Raw genomic sequence first — 17,882 nt, 5'->3', positions numbered from 1 at the left:
GGAGTTTGCGGAGAGGGGAGAAAGGGATGCTTCGATTAGGCGCCGTATTCGCTTCGTCCTGTTGCGCGACGGGGAAAATACGGCGTCATTCGTGCAGCGAAGCCGGGAGGCAAGCTATTCGGCTATGCGGTCGGCTCCAATACCACGGCGTCGTTCAGTTGCCTCCTTTGAACAGATCTTGCAGGCGCGCCGCCTCGCCATTTTTCTGCGATTGAATGAGTTGCTGGTAGACATCCGCACGCGTCAGTCCCTGTGCTTTTGCAGGGCCACCGGACATCGAAGTGGTGGAGGGTTGCCCACCCACTGCGTCGGCTGCTGTCGGTTGAGCTTGCGCTGTATTTTCCGTACTGGCGTCCTGAGCGTGCGCTTGCCATGCGAACGCGCAAAGCAGTCCGCCTGCGATGATCAGAGCCTTCTTCATGTCCCTCTCCTTCAAACCCTCGGCGTCGCCCTTGCGACACCTCATTGCGAAAGTTCCGCCGGAATTGTCCGCGACACATGCTGGACAATCTGACGGGACACAGGGCGGAGACGGTCACCGGCTTCCTTGTCGAACTCCGCGCAGCGCACCAGAGAGGTGCGTTATCGAAGTCCTTCGTGTAGCAAGGAAAGGTGCGCGCGGAGGCTTTGTTGTTCGGCGGCGGCTCGGAGAGCCGGTGTTGCCTCCACCATGTGAAGGAGACGGGTAGGTCGCATGAAAATTCAAGCGTTAATCAGCCATCCTGAATGCGTATATGGCTCTTTGCTTCAAAAAATCCGATCAGGTTAATTTAGCCTTACTTTCATCTTTCATTTAGCACAAAAAGAACAATGCCGTTCAGCCCGAGGCTGAACGGCATTCTTTTTAACGCGGCCTTCTACACGGCTAATGTAGTTCGCCTAAACCGCAGCCGGCCGCCACTTCAACAACCGCTGTTCGACCGCAGTCAACAGATAATCCGCTGCCAGTGCGACCACGGCCAACACAATCATCGCCGCGAACACACCACTTGCGTTGAACGCGCCTTGCGCAGTGGAGATCAGCAGACCAATACCTTGCTTCGAGCCGAGGAACTCGCCGACCACCGCGCCGACCAAAGCAAAACCGAAGCTCACGTGCAGGCTCGCAAGGATCCAGCTCAACGCCGACGGAATCACCACCGAGGTCGTCACCTGACGGCGCGACGCGCCGAGAATCTGCGCATTCGCGATCATGTAGCGATCCGCTTCACGCACGCCCTGGAACGCATTGGCGAACACGACGAAGAACACCATCACCACCGCCAGCGCCACTTTCGATGCCATGCCCAAACCCAGCGCGATCACGAACACCGAACCAAGCACCACGCGCGGAATCGAGTTGGCGATCTTGATGTAGAGACTGAAGACGTCCGAGAGCAGTTTGTTGCGACCGAGCAGGATGCCGCAAAACACGCCGGCGACCGAACCGATAATGAAGCCGAGTCCGGTTTCTTCGAGCGTGACCCACACTTGGGTGAGCAGCGGACCTTGCGACGTGCCGTTCACGAACCAGTCGATGATCTGTTCGAAAATCGCGCTTGGCATCGAGAAGAAGAACGGGTCGATCCACTTCAGACGCGCGGACAATTCCCATCCGCCGAGCACGACCACCAGCACCACGATACGCAGCGTGATCACCAGCGCGTGACGCTGCCGGATGCGTTTTTGCGCCACACGCTCGACTTGCGCGAGCGATGCGGCGTCGATGCCCGAGCGGGGCATCATCTGTTGAGGGGTAGTAGACATGTTTGCCGTTCCTTGATTAACCGATCTGTACTTCTTCGCGCAGGTCGTGCCAGATGTCGCGCGAGATTTCGATGAAACGCGGGTCGTAGCGCACTTCCGACGTGACGCGCGGGCGCGGCAGATCGATCTCGTACACTTTCTTCAGCGTCGCCGGGCGCGCGGTGAGTACGAATACGCGGTCGGCGAGCGCAATCGCTTCTTCCAGATCGTGCGTGACGAACACCACCGAGCCGACACCGGCCCACAGTTGCAGCAGTTCGTCCTGCATCAGCGTGCGGGTTTGCATGTCGAGCGCCGAGAACGGCTCGTCCATCAGCAGAATTTCCGGTTTATTGATGAAGGTCTGCGCGAGCGCCACGCGTTTTCTCATACCGCCGGACAGTTGATGCGGATAATGCTTGCCGAACTTGTCGAGGCCCACGCGGCGCAGCCATTCGTTGGCTTCGTCGTACGCGGCGGATTTCGAACGGCCGCGATACAGCGGACCCGCCGCCACGTTGTCGAGCACCGAGCGCCACGGGAACACGGCGTCTGCCTGAAACACGAAACCGATACGCGGATCGATGCCGTCCACCGGCGCGCCCATCACACGCACTTCGCCGGTGGTGGGCTTTAGCAAGCCGGTAATCATGCTGAGCGTGGTGGACTTGCCGCAACCCGTGGGGCCGACCACCGCGACGAATTCGCCGCGTGCCACGGACATGCTGAAGTCGCGCAACGCAATCGTCGCCTTGCCATCAGGAGAAATGAAACGGCACGATACGTTGCGCATCTCGATCGCTGGCGTATCGCGTGACAGGGATTGATTCATCGGCTGGTGCCTCGCTGTTCTCGTGATGTTGAAAGGGCGTTACTTCGCCGCGGTCTTGACCGGCGCCGACACGTAGTCGTTGGTGTAGGTCTTGGCGAGGTCGATATGCTTGCCCTTCACCGAAGGATTGAACGCCGACAGCACTTTCAGCACGGTTTCCGGGCCGTCGGCGGGCATCTTGCCGTCCTTCGTGAACATCGGCAGCGACGCCTTCAGCGCGCCGACGTACAGGTCTTTGTTGTTGCCGTAGTAGTCCTTCGGCATCTTCGCGGCGATCTCTTCCGCGCTATGCGTGGCGATGAAGTTCAGCGTCTTCGCGAAAGCGTGCGAGAGCTTCGCGGCGTCGTCCTTGTGCGACTCCGCCCACGCGCGCTGCACGTAGAAGCTCGAGGCCGGATACGTGCCGCCGAGCGCGGCGCGCGTGCCTTCGAGCGTGCGCATGTCGACCAGCACCTTGGCGTCGCCGGTCTTCAGCAACTGCGAGACGGTCGGCTCAGTCGTCATGCCGGCGTCGATACGGCTCTGCTTGATGGCCGCGATAAAGCTGTTGTCCGCGCCCACCGGCAGCAGCGTGTACTGCGTGGACGGCACGCCCGCACGTTGCGCGAGGTATTGCGTGAGGAAGCTGGTCGACGAGCCGAGCCCGGTCACGCCGAGCGTCTTGCCCTTCGAATCGGCCATGCTCTTGAAGCTGTCCGCGGCCTTGGTGGAGACCATTTCCACTTCACCCGGCACCTGGCCGAAGATCACCAGCGCCTGGATTTCCTTGCCCTTGCTCTGCAGGTCGATGGTGTGATCGTAGAAGCCCACCACGCCTTGCACCGCGCCCGCCAGCAGTTCGTTTTCCGCGTCGACGCCGGCCGGTTGCGAGAGGATTTCGACGTCGAGGCCTTCATCCTTGAAGTAGCCGAGTTGCTCCGTGAGCTTGGCGGGCAGATAGATGATCTTGGTGGCACCGCCGACCATGATCGTGAGTTTTTCCGCATGAGCGGCGGCCGAAGCGGCGGCAAGGGTGAACGCAACACCTGACACGGCGGCAATCTGGCGCAAGGTACGCATGAGGCAGTCTCCTTTGGTTTGGTCGCCGCTGGGTGTTGCGCGCGGCGCTTTCTGGGTGAATGACGGCGATTATAGAAATTGGAAACCTTCTGCCAGCTTTCTGGACTGAGGGTAAATCATGGGTGTTAACCCGCAAGCTTGCCGCAACCCCGCCCCAAACGCGACAACGTATGCTGCAAACCACATAGGACGCGCGCAAGCCCTTTGTTTTACGGCACAATCGACGGCCTGACTTTTGCCGTTCCCGCCATGAAGCTGCTGCTCATCGAAGACAACCCCACGCTGGCTCACTGGCTCGCGAAGATGCTGGAGCAGGAGGCGTTCGCACTCGACGCCGTGCAGGACGGCGACGCGGCCGACCAGCTGCTGCGCACCAATCACTACGACGTGATCCTGCTCGACTTGAATCTGCCCAAGCTGTCGGGCAAGAACGTGCTGCGGCGTCTGCGCCAGCGCGGCGACGCGACGCCGGTACTGATTCTGACGGCGAGCGGCTCGATCGACGAAAAGGTGGAACTGCTCGGCGCCGGCGCGGACGATTATCTGGTCAAGCCGTTCGAAGTGCGCGAGTTGATCGCGCGGATCAAGGTGGCGATCCGCCGGCAGTCGCCCTCGAAGGCAAGCGAAGTGGTGTGCGGCGATCTCGCGTTCGACATCGACACGCGCCAGTTCACGCTGAAGGGCGCGCCGCTGAACGTCACGCCGCGCGAGCGCTCGGTGCTCGAAACGCTGATCCTGCGTTTGGGCAAAACCGTGACGAAGCCGGCGCTGGTCGACGCGATCTTCACGCTCGCCGACGAGCCGAGTGAAGACGCCGTCGAAATCTATATCTCGCGTCTGCGCAAGAAACTCGATGGCAGTTCGGCGGCGATCGTCACGCTGCGCGGGCTCGGCTATCTGCTGCGCAAGAAAGAAGATGACCAATAGTCTGCGCATGCGCCTGCTGTGGTGGCTGCTGGTGCCACTCGCGTTGTACGTGTTCGTGACCGGCAAGGCCGAATACGACAACGCGCGGCGCACGGCGGATCTGGTGCAGGACAATCAGCTGATCTCATCGGCGCGCATGATCGCGGGCGAAGTGGAATGGGTGGATGGCTTCCTGCGTGTGGATGTGCCGCCCGCCGCGCTCGAAGTATTCGTGTCGCCCTATCGCGATCAGGTGTTCTACAGCGTGAGCGTTGACGACGGACGCCTGCTCGCCGGTACTCCCGATTTCCCGACGCGTCCGCAGCAAGCGCCGGATACGCCGGATCATTACGACTCCCATTTGCAAGGCCACAAGGTACGGGCGGTCGGCCTCGTGCGCCTCATGTACGACAACGGCGCGACACGCCGCGTGCGTGTGACGGTCGGTAAAACCGTGCGTTCGCGCGACGCCATGGCCCAGCAGTTGTGGCAACCGCAACTCGTGAGGCAGATCGAAATGATCGTGTTGGCGGTCGCGCTGGTATGCATCGGCCTGACTTTCGAGTTGCGTCCGCTGATGAAAGTAAAAGAGGATGTGACGGACCGCGATCCGATGCAACTCGAGCCGATTCGTGTCGAACGTCTGCATACCGAGTTGCGGCCGATCGTGGAAGCGATCAATCAGTGCATCGCGCGGCTCGGCGTGCAGGTGGCTGCGCAACGCCGCTTTATCGCCGACGCCGCGCACCAGTTGCGCACGCCGCTTACATTGCTCGGCACGCAATTACAATTCGCGCGTCAACAGGACGGCTTGAAGCCCGCGCTCGACGAAGCACTGGCCGCCATGCATCGCAGTAACCGTTCGATGGTGGGCCTCACGAACAAGCTGCTTCTGCTCGCGCAAGCGGAGGCTGCGGACAACACGCAACTGGCCGTGGAAACGGTGGATCTGGTGCCGCTCGCCTTGGAGGTCGTGGAAGACCTCGCGTTGCTCGCCCAGGCCAGAGGCATCGATTTAGGCGCCGAACTGCACGGCGTTGCGCCGGTGGCGGGGCATCGCGGGCTGCTTCAGGCGTTGATTTCAAACCTCGCGGAAAATGCGATCCGCTATACCGGCAGTGGCGGTCACGTCACGGTGGGCGTGCGCGCCAACGCCGATACCGTCAACGTGAGCGTGTTGGACGACGGTCCCGGCATTCCGGCCGAGTCGCGCAGCCGGGTGTTCGAGCCGTTCTTCCGGGCGTCGGCGGATACGGAGGGCACCGGTTTGGGTCTCGCCATCGTGCGTGAAATCGCGGACGCCCATCACGGCGAGATCACGCTGAAGCCGGGCGAGGGCGGCAAGGGCGTGCACATCAGCGTGTCGTTTCCGCGGGCCGCGGCAGAGCAATCCCAAACGGGTTGAAGCCCGCAGGCAGGTTAGGAAAGGTGTCGGTGAAAACGAGTCTTCACCGGCTGCATATATCGGCAGCATTGGCCTCTCACGTAAGGTTTCCATAAGGTTCTCCGTTGCATATTCGGCGTACTGGCTGAATAGGCGCGCGCGTGTTCGAAACTTCGAACCCCGTGCTAATAAAAACGGAGAACCAGCGTGATGGAAACGTCGAACTATCGGGTTGTTCTGGCGAACAACAAAGTGCCGGAGGCTACGCTCATTTTCTGGGCGATCAAGATTCTCGCGACCACGGTCGGCGAGACCGGGGCTGATTATCTGGCCGTTCACATGGGTCTTGGCACCGCGTTGACGGACGCGATTATGGCTGTGCTACTGCTCGCCGCGCTGGCCATGCAACTCCGTATGAACAAATATGTGCCGTGGATCTATTGGCTGACCGTGGTTCTGGTCAGTGTGGTCGGCACGCAGATCACCGACGCACTGACCGACAAGCTCGGTGTCAGTCTGTATGTCAGCACGATCGTATTCGGCCTGGCGCTCGCTCTGGTTTTCGCGCTCTGGTTTCGCAGCGAACGCACGCTCTCGATTCACACCATTTATACGACGCGCAGAGAGTTTTTCTATTGGGCCGCAGTGTTGGTCACGTTCGCGTTGGGCACGGCGGCTGGCGATCTCGCGACCGAAGCGCTAGGGCTCGGCTTCGTGATCGGTGTGATGGCGTTCGGCGCGCTGATTGTTCTGGTGAGTTCGATCTATTACGCCGGCGGTAATCCGGTACTGACATTCTGGCTGGCCTACATTCTGACGCGGCCGCTGGGCGCCTCCCTCGGCGACATGCTGTCGCAGTCGCGCGCGTACGGCGGCTTCGGCCTTGGCACCATCAACACGAGCGCGCTATTCCTGAGCGCAATTGTCGTGCTGGTGATTGTCGCCAGTGTGGCCGAACAGCGTACGGTGCGCCCGAGCGCCGCACATGAACCTTGAACGGGTGCCGCTCGTCGAGTTGCCACGTAGTCCCTTTCAATCCCGTACCGAATCAAACGGAAGATCACCATCATGAATCAACGTGCTCTTGGCAAAGCCGCTATCGCTTCGTTTATCGCGCTCTCCGCGATCAGCTTTGGTCATATCGATGCGGGCCGTGTGAGTCTATTGTCAGCCGAAGCCGCGGAGCCGGTCAAAGTGTCGAAGCTCGGCGATCTCGCACCGTTCCGCAAGATCGCAGCGGACACCGCAGCGCTGGTCGAGAAAGGCGATCTGGCGGGTGGTAAGGCGCGCATCAAGGATCTCGAACTCGCATGGGACGACGCCGAACCGTCGCTGAAGCCACGCGCAGCTACGGATTGGCATACGGTCGACAAAGCAATAGATCGCGCGTTGAGCGCCTTGCGCGCCAGCACGCCGAATGCAACGGAATGCAAACAGTCGCTCGCCGATCTGCTGGCGGTGATGGACCGCATGAGCGGTAAAGTCTGATGCGAGAACGGCGCACGCTTGCGCAATTGATCAGTTGGACAGCGGATCAATTCTGCATCGTTAGGTGGGAAAAGCGCTAAGTGTGCCCGTTAGCACACGCACTTCATTACCGCGGTATCCAAGGCGCCCGAATCTGAGTGCCGATCGGCTTTTTCTTCGCGCCATTTTTCGCCTCAAAGCTATCCACTTGAGAGTGCCGAGTTCTCGGCGCTTTTTGTCGGTCTCTCCATGACGCCCGTGAGCGCCGAACCACTTCCCGTTGACCCGATCCGGCCCGCCTGATTGCCCGCGCGCACCAGTGTCATCTTCGGGCGCCTTTGCTCAATACTCAAACCAGCCAATTCCCTGGCCAGCGCGGTGAAGTATTTGTCGTTTCCGATCTGGTGGCTCCCGTCGTATCCCAGTACGGCCCGCTTCGGCTGGCCCGGTCCATGCGTCGAAAACTGCGTGATCCACGCCTGCATTTCATCAATCGTATCGAGCTTCGCCTTCATCGTCTCCATGCGGTTTTCTACTTGAATAAGGCTATTTCTGCGTGATTCGTATGGCTACGCATGTTATAAATAGTAGTCCATAATAATTAGGATGTTGATGATGCTCTGGATGCAATGGTGGAAAGCAATCTCGATGCTGCGTGCAGCGTTCTCTCGCCTGCGCAGCTTCATGTGGTTCGCGACTGTGGTCGCTGGCTTGACCGTACGTACCGAATTGCTGGGCGTGACCAGCATCGTGCGGGCACTCAAACTTCGACCGGCCCTGTATAACAAGCTATGTCAGAGCTTGCATAGCGACGCCGTGCAGCTCGATCGGCTCTCGGCGCTGTGGACTCAGGCGGTACTGCGCCTGTTTCCTGACCCGGTACGCGTCAATGGCCGACGCGTCCTGGTGGGTGACGGCATCAAGGTGGCAAAGAGTGGCAAGAAGATGCCTGCTGTCAAGCGGCTTCATCAGGAGTCGGACTCCAACACCAAGCCCGAGTTCATCATGGGACACTCCATGCAGCAGATCAACGTGCTCGTGCAGGCCGACAGGAGCGTCATCGCGGTACCGTTGGCCACGCGCATTCATGAAGGGCTGGTTTGGTCCAACCGCGATCGGCGCACCTTACTCGACAGGATGATCGCGTTGCTGGGGATCGTCTCTGTCAAGGATCCGTTCTACTTCGTTGCCGATGCCTACTACGCTGCCGGCAAGATCGTCAATGGCCTGTGCGACAAGGGCAACCATCTGGTCACACGTGTGAAGTCCACTGCCGTCGCCTATGAGCAGTATGAGGAACAGGGACCGCGCAAACGAGGCCGCCCCAAGCTCTATGGTGAGAAGATCAAACTCAAATCGCTGCTGGACGATCCGAGGGATGTCCAATGCGCTCCCAGCCCGGTCTATGGCGAGGAGAACGTCACCATCCAGTATCGCGTCATGGATCTGCTGTGGCGGCCGTGCGCACGGGTCGTTCGCTTCGTCGTCGTGATTCACCCTCGCAGGGGGACCTGCCTGTTGATGTGTACCGACGTGACCCTGGATCCGATCGAGATTATCCGGCTGTATGGGTTGCGATTCAAGATCGAGCTCAGCTTCAAACAGGCGGTACATCGGATCGGCGCATTCGCGTATCACTTCTGGATGCAGGACATGAAGCCGCTTACCCGCAGAAGCGGCGATCAATACCTTCATCGCGAGTCGCTCGAGTACCGCAACGCGGTCAAGCGCAAGATCCACGCGTATCACGTCTTTATCCAGGCCGCCATCATCTGTCAGGGACTGCAAAACTATCTGGCAGTGGCGTTCCCTTCGCACGTCTGGAACTCCTTTGGATCGTGGCTGCGCACCATCCGCCCCGGGATCCCTCCATCGGAACTGGTCGTCGCTCATGCCCTACGGCAAAGCCTTCCCGAATTTCTCGTGAACAACGCTGGGAGCCACATCTTCGCAAAATTCATCATGGAAAGGCAGGATACCGAAACATTTGAAATGTTCTCTGCGGCCGCATAGTACAAAAACCAGGCCAAACGAGTGATGCTCACGGCGAGCGCTTACCCTGCAGGGCATAAGCTCTGACCCTGTTCATCCCTGAAAACTCGGCACTCTTGAGCTATCCAGATCCCTAAGCAAATGCTGGATCTGCGAGGCTTGCGTTTCGGTCAACCGGAATTCGTTCTGTATGCGATGCAGGCGTCTTCGCCAATATGCCGGCTGTAGCACGGGCTCACCGCGAAATGCGCTCAGCGACGGCACCATCACACGCGCCACGTGCGCGATGTCTTCATCCATTGTCATGCCATAACCCCGATGACCTCGCCATTGAGTAGTCGCTTTGGTTCTTATGTCGCGCGTGGACAGAGTCCGTTAGGTGGTGTTTGTCCGAAAGCGGCGGTCATCATCCTACAAACTCACAATTCGTCGGTCAAGGTTTCCGACGCTGATCGACGCAAGGAAAACCCGACACAAGCCGGGTCGTCGCGCGGTTTGTTCAATCTGAGGTGCGCTTGTTGCGCTGCATGATCTGCTGGTTTGTCACCTCACCACCAACAGCGCAGCACAACGCAAACCAGCCTCAAAACGCAGACGTATAAATCGCCAGCGCATCCGCCTCGCTAACCGGCCGCGGGTTATTCACCAGCAACCTCGTCTGCAACATCGCGTCGCTCGCCATCCGCTCGAGCCCGCTTTGTTCGATGCCGACATCACGCAGACGCGCCGGAATCGCCGTCGCGGCAACCATCTGTTCGAGCCGTTCGATCAACGCTTGCGTCTTGCTTTCATCACTGCCGGTCAAACCCGGCACGACCACCTCGGCGAGTTCCGCGTACAACGGCGCCGCCGCTTCCGCGTTGAAGCGCAATACATGCGGCAACACGAGCGCGTTCGAAAGACCATGCGGCACGTGATAAATGCCGCCGATCGGATACGCGAGCGCATGCACCGCGGCAACCGGTGAATTCGCAAACGCCTGGCCCGCGAAGGTTGCACCGAGCAGCATCGCTTCTCGCGCGTCGCGGTTCCGGCCGTTTTCGCAGGCGGGCAGCAGATTGCGCGACAACAGGTCGAGCGCCTTCACCGCAAGCATGTCGGAGACCGGATTCTTCAGATGCGCGGACGTGTACGCCTCGATGGCATGCACCATGGCATCGACGCCGGTCGCCGCGGTCGCCGCAACGGGCAGGCCAAGCGTGAGTTCAGCGTCGAGCACTGCCAGGTCCGCGATCAGTTGCGGCGCAACCACCCCCATCTTCTTCGCTTCGCCCACCGTCACGATCGACACGGCCGTGACTTCAGAGCCGGTGCCCGCGGTGGTCGGCATCTGCACGAGCGGCAGACGCGCTACCGTGATCTTGTTGACGCCGTACATCTCGCTGAGCGCCTGCTGTTGCTGCGGCGCGAGCACGGCGATCAGCTTCGCCACATCCATCGACGAGCCGCCGCCGAGCCCCAGCACGATCTCCGCGCCGGCAGTCCGTGCACGCGACGTCGCTTCGAGCACGATGTGTTCGGGCGGATCGGCGATCACGTCGTCGATCACGGTGGTGTCCCAACCGTGCGCCGCGAGGTCGGCGAGCGCCGGATTCAGCAACCCGCTCGTGTGCAGAAAACCATCCGTGACGACGCACAGACGCGCCAGCGTCGGAAATTGCGCACGCAACAAAGCGCCGAGACGGCGCGCCGCACCGAGCTCGACGACGAGCGTCGGCACCGTTTGAAACCGGAATGCGTTCATCATGGCGCGTCTCCGGGCACCATATGGCTTTCGACTTCGCGCCGGTCGAGCAGCGGAATGATGGTGCCGAAGCCGAGTCGCTGGAAATGCTCGGTTTCGCGATGATCGGCGAGACCGTCGGCGTCGCTGTACTTTTCGAGAATCACGAAGTGGTCAGGCTCCAGCGGCGAGCGGAAGAATTTGTAGTAAAGGTTTTTCGGCTCTTTCCGGGTTGCCGCGGCGAGTTCGGTAAGGAGCTTCACGATCGCGTCGCCGTTGCCGGGTTTGGCGAAATAATGCGCGATCACCTGCAGGTAAGCATTGGCCATCAGTCACTCCAACAGGATGGATACTTCAACGTTTCAGCGTCAACTTCAGGGTCCAGATTCCATGACTAGCTGTCGCGGGTCGAGACCGCGGCGGCGCCGTTCTTCAACGCATCGAACACGTCGCCCTTATTGCAGACGAAACCCGACGTGACGATCGGCGGCAGGGCCTTGGGGTCCTGCTTCGACAGATGCGAGAGCATGGGCGCAGGCATCAGTTGTACCAGATTCGGGTCGCTTTGCTCCAATGTGTCGACGCGCTGCGATTACGCGGCTGTTTCGAACGACACGCTTCACCGTCAATAGTACGGATGCCTATACAGTTTCACGCCTGCTTGCCCGTAGCGGAAAACATCGGTCGGCCACCCTTATGCATTTGGAATCATCAGACAAAGCTATTGGAAATTGTAAGGTTATTCCAATTCTTGATTGAGAATGATTCGCGTTTACGTTAGATTGACGCCCTGTCCTTTTGAGAAAACGGAGCGAATCTATGGCTGAGGTGCTCGTCCGGCGAGAGGCTTCAACAGCGATGCCGATATCGGTTCTCAACGCTGGAGGCGCCTGTCCACCCGTTTCGCGGCGTGCGCGCAGCCATGCGCGTCCGGTTGATTGGGAGAAGGGCACGCTGCTCGACGTGCTGATCGACAACCGCCCGATGCTCGTCAATCTGGCGCGCGGCTTCGTGGGTTGCGCGAGTCTGGCGGAAGACGTGGTGCACGACGTTTTCATCAAGCTGGTCGACTTTCCGGATCAGGACGCGGTGCGTCAACCGGTCGCGTACGTGACGCGCATGGTGCGCAATGCGTCGATCGATGCCTTTCGCCGCCAGAGCCTCGAAAACACCTATCACGCCGACGAGGACGACGGCCTGCACGTGCCGTCGCCGGAACCTTCGCCGGAAGCGGCGCTGCTCGTGCGCGACACGCTGCGGCACGTGTACAACGCGCTCGAGCAGCTGCCGCCGCGCAGCCGCGCCGCCTTCGAAATGGTGCGCCTGCGCGAGGAAACGCTGCAAAGCACGGCGCGCGCCCTCGACGTCTCGCAGACGCTGGTGCATTTCATGGTGCGCGACGCCGAGAAGCATTGCGCCGATTGCCTCGACGCCTGCAATCGCGGCGTGGCCGGCCCCGCGTTCTGCAGCGGCCGCGCGCGCCGGCGGTAAAAAAGCGCGCGCGCCAAACGTCAACTGAATAGAAGCGGCGCGCGAGCGAATGCCGGCGCCGCCGTGCCGGGACATGCCAGTGCGCTGTCTGTCCAGGCGCTTCCTGACCTTTCATCGACTGAGCCTTTCATCATGACGCAAGCACAGCAGACCTCCAACGCGGCAGCCAGCGAGGCGGACGACCTCGTCTACACCGTCGTCATCAACGACGAAGAGCAGTACTCGATCTGGCCGACGTTCCGCGACGTGCCGCCCGGCTGGCGCGAAGTGGGCGTGCGCGGCCAGAAGGCCGAGTGCCTCGCGCACATCGAGACCGTGTGGACCGACATGCGTCCAGCCAGCCTGCGCCGGCACATGGACGCGGCGGCCTAACGCGTCGACCTAACGCGCGCGCAGTGCAATCCGGCGGGCTCGGGCATGCGCCCAGCCACGCCGCTTCAGCAAAAGGATTCAGAGTATGACCATGCTTTCGATGCCGCTGCCCACGCTCGCCGATTTGTCGATCGAGCCGGGCTTGCCGACTGTCGTCTCGCCGCGCGCGGGCGCGGAGATTTCATTGGAGGAAGCGGCGCCGCTCTTGCATGCGATCGTCGACGACACGCTCGAACGCGCGGGCGGCGTGCTGTTCACCGGTTTTCGCGTAGCTTCGATCGACGCGTTCCAACGTTTCGCGGGCTCGTTCGGGCATCCGCTGATCGGTTATGAGTTCGCGTCGACGCCGCGCAGCCAGGTGGAAGGCGCGGTGTACACGTCGACGGAATATCCGCCGCATCGCTCGATTCCTTTACATAACGAGCAGTCGTATACGCGTGAATGGCCGTTGCGTATCTGGTTCCACTGCGCGCTTGCCGCGCGCACCGGCGGCGCGACGCCGATCGCCGATAGCCGCGCGATCTACCGCGCGCTCGATCCGGCGCTGGTCCAGCGCTTTACGAAGCGTGAACTGCTCTACGTGCGCAACTTCGGGCAAGGGCTGGATCTGCCGTGGGAACAAGCGTTCGGTTCGGACGACCCGCGCACGGTCGAGCGGATTTGCCGTGCGCGCGGCATTGCATGCGAGTGGCGCGACAGCGAAGACGGCGAACTGCTGTTGCGCACGCGCGAGCGCTGCCAGGCGGTAGCGCGCCATCCTGGCACCGGTGAACATGTCTGGTTCAACCAGGCGAATCTGTTCCACCTTTCGTCGCTCGATGAAGACATGCAGGAAGCGCTGATCGATTCGGTCGGCCTCGAAAACGTGCCGCGCAATGTCTATTACGGCGACGGTGAACCGCTTGAAGCGGACGCGCTCGCCGAAATCCGCGGCGTGCTCGATCAGCAGCGGATTGTGTTCCCGTGGCTGACCGGCGACGTGCTGATGCTCGACAACATGTTGACCGCGCATGCGCGCGATCCGTTCGAAGGGCCGCGCAAGGTCGTGGTCGCGATGGCACGAAGCTACAGCGAGGCCGAGGGCGAAAAACGGACGGCCGCGCCATGACGAAATCGCAGGGCGCGGCGCTTGCGGCGCATTCGCTGACGGTCGGCTACCGCGATCACGTCGTGCTCCACGGTCTGAACCTGAACATTGCGGCCGGCCGCGTCACGGCATTGTGCGGACCGAACGGCTGCGGCAAAAGCACGCTGCTGCGCACGCTAGCCGGCTTGCAACCGGCACTGTCCGGCAGCGTCGACGTCAACGGCGTGCCGCTCGCTTCGCACCGGCGCCGCGTATTGGCACGCACGCTCACCATGCTCGCGCAGTTCAACCAAATCCCGTCCGGCCTCACCGTGCGCGAACTGGTCGCGTACGGACGATACGCGCACGGCGGCTGGCTGCGCGGACTCTCGCGCGCCGACCACGCGGCGATCGACGAAGCGCTCGCCACCAGCGGTCTCGCCGACGACGCCGCGCGCGACGTCGCCGCGCTCTCGGGCGGCGAACGGCAACGCGCGTGGATCGCGATGGCGCTCGCGCAACAGGCGCCGATCGTGTTGCTCGACGAGCCGACTACGTATCTCGACATCCATCATCAACTGGACATTCTGCGCGAGTTGCGGCGCCTGAATCGCGAGCGCGGCCTCACGATCGTGTGGGTGCTGCACGACCTGAACCAGGCGGCGGCCTACAGCGACGAAATCGTGTTGATGCGCGCCGGCCGCATCGTCGCGCAAGGCTCGCCCGATGCGATGCTCGACCCGCGTCATCTGAATGAGACCTTCAGCGTGCCGATGCTCAAGATCGCGCACCCGCAAACGGGCGCGCCGATGTGCGTGCCGGCGTATGAAGGCGACGCGGCTTCGCTTCGCGAAGAAGCCACGAGCAAGGACCTCGCCGCATGACGACGCTTGCAGCACGCAAACGCCTGCGACGTAGCACGCCGGTGATGGACAGCTATCGTGCGCCTGTGAAAAGCCGCGTCACGACCATCGGCGCCGCGCTCATTGCGTTGATCGTCGTCGTGGCCGCGATGCGGCTTGCGCCCGGTTTTCGCACCTGGCTTGCCGCGCCCACGGGCAGCGACGCCGCGCAACTCGCCGGCATCCTGTTGTTCGACCTGAACGTGCCGCGCATTCTGGCGGCGTTGGTGGCGGGCGGCTGCCTCGCGGTGGCCGGCACACTGTTTCAATCGCTCACGCGCAACCCCTTGGCTTCGCCCGATCTGCTCGGCATCACCGGCGGCGCGCAACTGGGCTTGCTCGCGGCGATGCTGGTGCCGTCGCTGGCCGGCGTGGCGTCCGTGCCGCTGCTGTTCGTGTGCGGTCTCGGCGCCGCCGTGTGCGTGGCCGCGGCGGCAGGCGGCTGGCGCGCGACGCCGTTGCGGCTCGTGCTCGCCGGCAGCGTGTGCATGCTGTTGTTCTCCGCGCTGACCACGCTGATTCTCGCGTTCTTCGAGCAGAGCATCGTCGGCGTGTCGTTGTGGGCGAGCGGCAGTCTTTATCAACCTGGCGCGACGGGTTTGAAGATCGCCGCGTCGTGGCTCGTGCTGCCGCTGATTGCCTTGCCCTTTGTGATTCGTCCACTCGATCCGCTCGCCCTCGGCGATGACGCGGCAGCGGCGGCCGGCGTTCGCGTGGACGCGACGCGGCTAGCGGCGATGCTGGTGGCGGTGGGCTTCGCTAGCGTCGCGGTGAGTGTCGCGGGACCGCTCTCGTATGTCGGCCTGATCGCACCCAATCTGCTGCGTCAGATGCGCGGCGCGAAATCGTCACGGCTCGCCGCGCTCGTGCCCTTGTCCGCATTGGTCGGCGGCGCGCTGGTGCTCGTCACCGACAGCGCCGTGCAGGCGCTCGATCTCGATGCGACCCTCTCGACCGGCGTGGCGATTGCCTTCGTCGGCACGCCGTTGATGCTCGCGATGATCCGCAGCGGCGCCGCGTGGTCGGGCGCACTGCATGCCGGTCAGGAGCGTGCCGTCGTGCGCGCCACGCGCTTCGTACGCATGGTCGATGCGTGGCCGTGGCCGCTGACCGCAAGCGTGCTGGCGCTGCTCGGCATCGTGCTCGTGTGCGCGGGCGCATCGTTCGGCCCCACGACGATCGGCGTGCCGCGCTGGCTCGCCGCGTTCGATCACCGCGACGAGCTCGCGAGGATGTTGCTCGATCTGCGTTTGCCGCGCCTCATCTGCGCATTGCTGGCGGGCGCGTTGCTTGCCGCGAGCGGGGTGCTGATGCAAAGCATCGTGCGCAATCCGCTGGCCGGACCTGAAGTGCTGGGCGTGACGCAAGGCGCAGGCCTCGCGACGCTTGCGGCGCTCGTGATGTGGCCGCTTGCCGCACATTCGACGCTGGCCGCCGCTTCGCTCGCGGGTGGCGGCGTCACGCTGGCCTTGACGCTCTTGCTGAATCGCCGGCATCGCTATGCGCCGCTCGCGGTCGCGCTCACGGGCATCGTTATCGGCACGCTGTGGACGACGCTGTCGCAATGGCTCATCACGCAGCAAAGCGTGCAGCCGGCGCGCTTCGTCGTGTGGCTGGTCGGCGGCACGTATGGACGCAGTTGGGGCGAAGTGACGACGCTGCTGCCGTGGTGCGTGCTGGCCCTGCCGGTGTTCGCGCTGCTCGCGCGGCCGCTCGATCTGCTTGCATTGGGCGACGACCAGGCCGCGTCGCTGGGCTTGCCGATCGGCGTGCTGCGTCCGCTGGTGCTGACCGTGGCGACGCTGGCGGCGTGCGCGGCGGTGGCCGCGGTGGGGCCGGTGGGCTTTATCGGTTTGATGGCGCCGCATCTGGCGTCGATGCTCGGCGCGCGTGCTCATCGCACGCGCTTGTGGCTCGCGGCGGCGTGCGGCGCGCTGGTGCTGGTCGTGGCCGATATCGCGGCGCGCACGCTGCTGGCGCCGCGCGAAATTCCCGCCGGCGTATTGACTGCGCTGATCGGCGCGCCTTATCTGCTTGCGCTGCTGATCGTGGAGGCTCGGCGCGAGAAGCGGGGCAAACGGTGATGCGGCAACCTGATCACGACAAGCGCGCGCAGTGCTTCGCAGGCTTCGCGCCGGAGTCGATCGCGCATTATCTCGAGCATGTATGGCTCGGCACGCCAAACGCGAGTGAGGAGCCCGCGTCGGCTAACGATCACGCCGGCTCGCTGAAGGTGGCCCGCGTCAGCGAACTGGCGGAGCATCGCGCCGAATTGCTCGATGCGATGGTCACGCTCTACGGCGGCGAGCGCGAAACGCATGCACGCGCGTTGTTGTCGCAATGGACCAAGTACTACTTCGGTTTTGCGGCGACGGCTGGATTCGTTGCGGCAGCATTGCTGCGCCGGCCGCTTGCGATGTCGCCGGATAAAACCCATATCGTGCTGCGCGACGGCTTGCCTATCGCCGCGTATTTCGAGCACGGCGCATTGCAGCCGGTTGAGTGCGACCCGTCACGCCGTTACGCGCCGCTCGTCGAGCATCTCAATGCGGTGATCCAGACGCTGTGCGCAATGACCAGAATCGCGCCGCGCGTCTTGTGGAGCAACGCGGGCAATCTGCTGGACTACCTGTTCGAACAATGCGCGCCGCAGCTCGATCTGACCGACGACATCGCGTGGCTGTTCGGTCCAATCGCTGCCGATGGCGAGGCCAATCCGCTGCGTCTGCCGGTGCGCCTTGCAAAACCGCGCGCTGCGAGTTTGCCAAACCCGTTCAGCGCACGGCGCGTGTGCTGCGTACGTTATGAAATTCCTGGAGAGACGCAACTGTGTGGACGCTGCCCCCTGCTATTGACGATGAGCGATGCGGAAATCGCATTGCAGGCCGCTTCGCATTGACACCAATGACGCCGTCGGCGCCGTGGCCGCGCCGCACGAAGAAAACCCCCTGTTTCAGGCGACT

General features: G+C 62.4%; 18 protein-coding genes and 1 pseudogene. 11 read left to right on the top strand and 8 right to left on the bottom strand.

What is annotated here, in order from left to right; translation table 11 throughout:
* Positions 1-154 precede the first annotated feature (154 nt).
* From B0G74_RS29385 to B0G74_RS29370, 4 genes are all read right to left on the bottom strand, one after another.
* Positions 155-421 (bottom strand): hypothetical protein, encoded by a 267-nt coding sequence (locus B0G74_RS29385; RefSeq protein WP_132378809.1) that lies wholly within the window; start codon positions 419-421, stop codon positions 155-157.
* Between the two features lie 458 nt (positions 422-879).
* A complete protein-coding gene (locus B0G74_RS29380; protein ID WP_132378807.1) occupies positions 880-1,746 on the bottom strand; it encodes an ABC transporter permease in 867 nt (288 codons plus the stop codon).
* Positions 1,747-1,762: 16 nt separating this feature from the next.
* Positions 1,763-2,557: an ABC transporter ATP-binding protein gene (locus B0G74_RS29375; RefSeq protein WP_132378805.1), complete on the bottom strand. Its 795-nt coding sequence runs from the start codon at positions 2,555-2,557 to the stop codon at positions 1,763-1,765.
* 39 nt (positions 2,558-2,596) lie between these two features.
* Positions 2,597-3,616: an ABC transporter substrate-binding protein gene (locus B0G74_RS29370; RefSeq protein ID WP_132378803.1), complete on the bottom strand. Its 1,020-nt coding sequence runs from the start codon at positions 3,614-3,616 to the stop codon at positions 2,597-2,599.
* Between the two features lie 249 nt (positions 3,617-3,865).
* On the opposite strand from B0G74_RS29370, the gene B0G74_RS29365 reads away from it, so the two are divergent.
* The 4 genes from B0G74_RS29365 to B0G74_RS29350 all read left to right on the top strand — a co-directional run bounded on the left by B0G74_RS29365 (position 3,866) and on the right by B0G74_RS29350 (position 7,394).
* A complete protein-coding gene (locus B0G74_RS29365; RefSeq protein ID WP_011492737.1) occupies positions 3,866-4,543 on the top strand; it encodes a response regulator in 678 nt (225 codons plus the stop codon).
* On the top strand, positions 4,533-5,927 hold the full coding sequence (locus B0G74_RS29360; protein WP_132378802.1) for a sensor histidine kinase: 1,395 nt from the start codon (positions 4,533-4,535) through the stop codon (positions 5,925-5,927). The genes B0G74_RS29365 and B0G74_RS29360 overlap by 11 nt, the downstream gene beginning before the upstream one ends.
* Positions 5,928-6,116: 189 nt before the next feature.
* On the top strand, positions 6,117-6,902 hold the full coding sequence (locus B0G74_RS29355; RefSeq protein WP_132378801.1) for a hypothetical protein: 786 nt from the start codon (positions 6,117-6,119) through the stop codon (positions 6,900-6,902).
* Positions 6,903-6,974: 72 nt separating this feature from the next.
* Positions 6,975-7,394 carry a histidine kinase gene (locus tag B0G74_RS29350; RefSeq protein ID WP_132378799.1) on the top strand — a complete coding sequence of 140 codons (420 nt, stop codon included), beginning with the start codon at positions 6,975-6,977 and terminating at the stop codon, positions 7,392-7,394.
* A 179-nt stretch (positions 7,395-7,573) separates the two neighbouring features.
* Here B0G74_RS29350 and B0G74_RS29345 read toward each other — a convergent pair whose 3' ends face one another.
* Positions 7,574-7,897, bottom strand: coding sequence for a hypothetical protein (locus B0G74_RS29345; RefSeq protein WP_132378797.1), 324 nt, complete (start codon positions 7,895-7,897; stop codon positions 7,574-7,576).
* Positions 7,898-7,985: 88 nt separating this feature from the next.
* On the opposite strand from B0G74_RS29345, the gene B0G74_RS29340 reads away from it, so the two are divergent.
* The gene (locus tag B0G74_RS29340) at positions 7,986-9,386 is read left to right on the top strand and encodes a transposase (protein WP_132378795.1); all 1,401 of its coding nucleotides are present in this window, start codon (positions 7,986-7,988) and stop codon (positions 9,384-9,386) included.
* 562 nt (positions 9,387-9,948) lie between these two features.
* On the opposite strand, the gene B0G74_RS29330 is transcribed toward B0G74_RS29340, so the two are convergent.
* The 3 genes and pseudogenes from B0G74_RS29330 to B0G74_RS29320 form a co-directional block, all read right to left on the bottom strand.
* Complete coding sequence (locus tag B0G74_RS29330; RefSeq protein ID WP_132379482.1) at positions 9,949-11,109, bottom strand: iron-containing alcohol dehydrogenase; 1,161 nt, start codon at positions 11,107-11,109, stop codon at positions 9,949-9,951.
* Entirely contained in the window at positions 11,109-11,417 is a 309-nt protein-coding gene (locus B0G74_RS29325) for a putative quinol monooxygenase (RefSeq protein ID WP_132378793.1), read from the bottom strand. Before B0G74_RS29325 ends, B0G74_RS29330 begins: the two co-directional genes overlap by 1 nt.
* A 65-nt stretch (positions 11,418-11,482) precedes the next feature.
* Positions 11,483-11,662, bottom strand: a pseudogene (locus B0G74_RS29320) (glycerol-3-phosphate responsive antiterminator); the annotation flags it as partial.
* Positions 11,663-11,907: 245 nt separating this feature from the next.
* Here B0G74_RS29320 and B0G74_RS29315 point away from each other — a divergent pair.
* The 6 genes from B0G74_RS29315 to fhuF all read left to right on the top strand — a co-directional run bounded on the left by B0G74_RS29315 (position 11,908) and on the right by fhuF (position 17,818).
* Positions 11,908-12,579: an RNA polymerase factor sigma-70 gene (locus B0G74_RS29315; RefSeq protein ID WP_165923941.1), complete on the top strand. Its 672-nt coding sequence runs from the start codon at positions 11,908-11,910 to the stop codon at positions 12,577-12,579.
* A gap of 132 nt (positions 12,580-12,711) precedes the next feature.
* Complete coding sequence (locus tag B0G74_RS29310) at positions 12,712-12,951, top strand: MbtH family NRPS accessory protein (RefSeq protein ID WP_132378789.1); 240 nt, start codon at positions 12,712-12,714, stop codon at positions 12,949-12,951.
* Positions 12,952-13,036: 85 nt separating this feature from the next.
* Complete coding sequence (locus B0G74_RS29305; protein WP_132378787.1) at positions 13,037-14,059, top strand: TauD/TfdA family dioxygenase; 1,023 nt, start codon at positions 13,037-13,039, stop codon at positions 14,057-14,059.
* The gene (locus B0G74_RS29300; RefSeq protein WP_132378785.1) at positions 14,056-14,901 is read left to right on the top strand and encodes an ABC transporter ATP-binding protein; all 846 of its coding nucleotides are present in this window, start codon (positions 14,056-14,058) and stop codon (positions 14,899-14,901) included. The genes B0G74_RS29305 and B0G74_RS29300 overlap by 4 nt, the downstream gene beginning before the upstream one ends.
* Positions 14,898-17,003: a Fe(3+)-hydroxamate ABC transporter permease FhuB gene (gene fhuB, locus B0G74_RS29295; RefSeq protein ID WP_132378783.1), complete on the top strand. Its 2,106-nt coding sequence runs from the start codon at positions 14,898-14,900 to the stop codon at positions 17,001-17,003. Before B0G74_RS29300 ends, fhuB begins: the two co-directional genes overlap by 4 nt.
* Positions 17,003-17,818 (top strand): siderophore-iron reductase FhuF, encoded by an 816-nt coding sequence (fhuF, locus tag B0G74_RS29290; RefSeq protein ID WP_132378781.1) that lies wholly within the window; start codon positions 17,003-17,005, stop codon positions 17,816-17,818. The genes fhuB and fhuF overlap by 1 nt, the downstream gene beginning before the upstream one ends.
* Positions 17,819-17,882: the final 64 nt, after the last annotated feature.

This window comes from Paraburkholderia sp. BL9I2N2 (assembly GCF_004339745.1).
Lineage (GTDB): Bacteria > Pseudomonadota > Gammaproteobacteria > Burkholderiales > Burkholderiaceae > Paraburkholderia.
This window is presented reverse-complemented; position numbering and strand designations above follow the sequence as displayed.

Coding starts and splice junctions, on each gene's coding strand:
- B0G74_RS29385 (WP_132378809.1), bottom strand. CDS start 421: ATGAAGAAGGCTCTGATCATCGCAGGCGGACTGCTTTGCGCGTTCGCA.
- B0G74_RS29380 (WP_132378807.1), bottom strand. CDS start 1,746: ATGTCTACTACCCCTCAACAGATGATGCCCCGCTCGGGCATCGACGCC.
- B0G74_RS29375 (WP_132378805.1), bottom strand. CDS start 2,557: ATGAATCAATCCCTGTCACGCGATACGCCAGCGATCGAGATGCGCAAC.
- B0G74_RS29370 (WP_132378803.1), bottom strand. CDS start 3,616: ATGCGTACCTTGCGCCAGATTGCCGCCGTGTCAGGTGTTGCGTTCACC.
- B0G74_RS29365 (WP_011492737.1), top strand. CDS start 3,866: ATGAAGCTGCTGCTCATCGAAGACAACCCCACGCTGGCTCACTGGCTC.
- B0G74_RS29360 (WP_132378802.1), top strand. CDS start 4,533: ATGACCAATAGTCTGCGCATGCGCCTGCTGTGGTGGCTGCTGGTGCCA.
- B0G74_RS29355 (WP_132378801.1), top strand. CDS start 6,117: ATGGAAACGTCGAACTATCGGGTTGTTCTGGCGAACAACAAAGTGCCG.
- B0G74_RS29350 (WP_132378799.1), top strand. CDS start 6,975: ATGAATCAACGTGCTCTTGGCAAAGCCGCTATCGCTTCGTTTATCGCG.
- B0G74_RS29345 (WP_132378797.1), bottom strand. CDS start 7,897: ATGGAGACGATGAAGGCGAAGCTCGATACGATTGATGAAATGCAGGCG.
- B0G74_RS29340 (WP_132378795.1), top strand. CDS start 7,986: ATGATGCTCTGGATGCAATGGTGGAAAGCAATCTCGATGCTGCGTGCA.
- B0G74_RS29330 (WP_132379482.1), bottom strand. CDS start 11,109: ATGAACGCATTCCGGTTTCAAACGGTGCCGACGCTCGTCGTCGAGCTC.
- B0G74_RS29325 (WP_132378793.1), bottom strand. CDS start 11,417: ATGGCCAATGCTTACCTGCAGGTGATCGCGCATTATTTCGCCAAACCC.
- B0G74_RS29315 (WP_165923941.1), top strand. CDS start 11,908: ATGGCTGAGGTGCTCGTCCGGCGAGAGGCTTCAACAGCGATGCCGATA.
- B0G74_RS29310 (WP_132378789.1), top strand. CDS start 12,712: ATGACGCAAGCACAGCAGACCTCCAACGCGGCAGCCAGCGAGGCGGAC.
- B0G74_RS29305 (WP_132378787.1), top strand. CDS start 13,037: ATGACCATGCTTTCGATGCCGCTGCCCACGCTCGCCGATTTGTCGATC.
- B0G74_RS29300 (WP_132378785.1), top strand. CDS start 14,056: ATGACGAAATCGCAGGGCGCGGCGCTTGCGGCGCATTCGCTGACGGTC.
- fhuB (WP_132378783.1), top strand. CDS start 14,898: ATGACGACGCTTGCAGCACGCAAACGCCTGCGACGTAGCACGCCGGTG.
- fhuF (WP_132378781.1), top strand. CDS start 17,003: ATGCGGCAACCTGATCACGACAAGCGCGCGCAGTGCTTCGCAGGCTTC.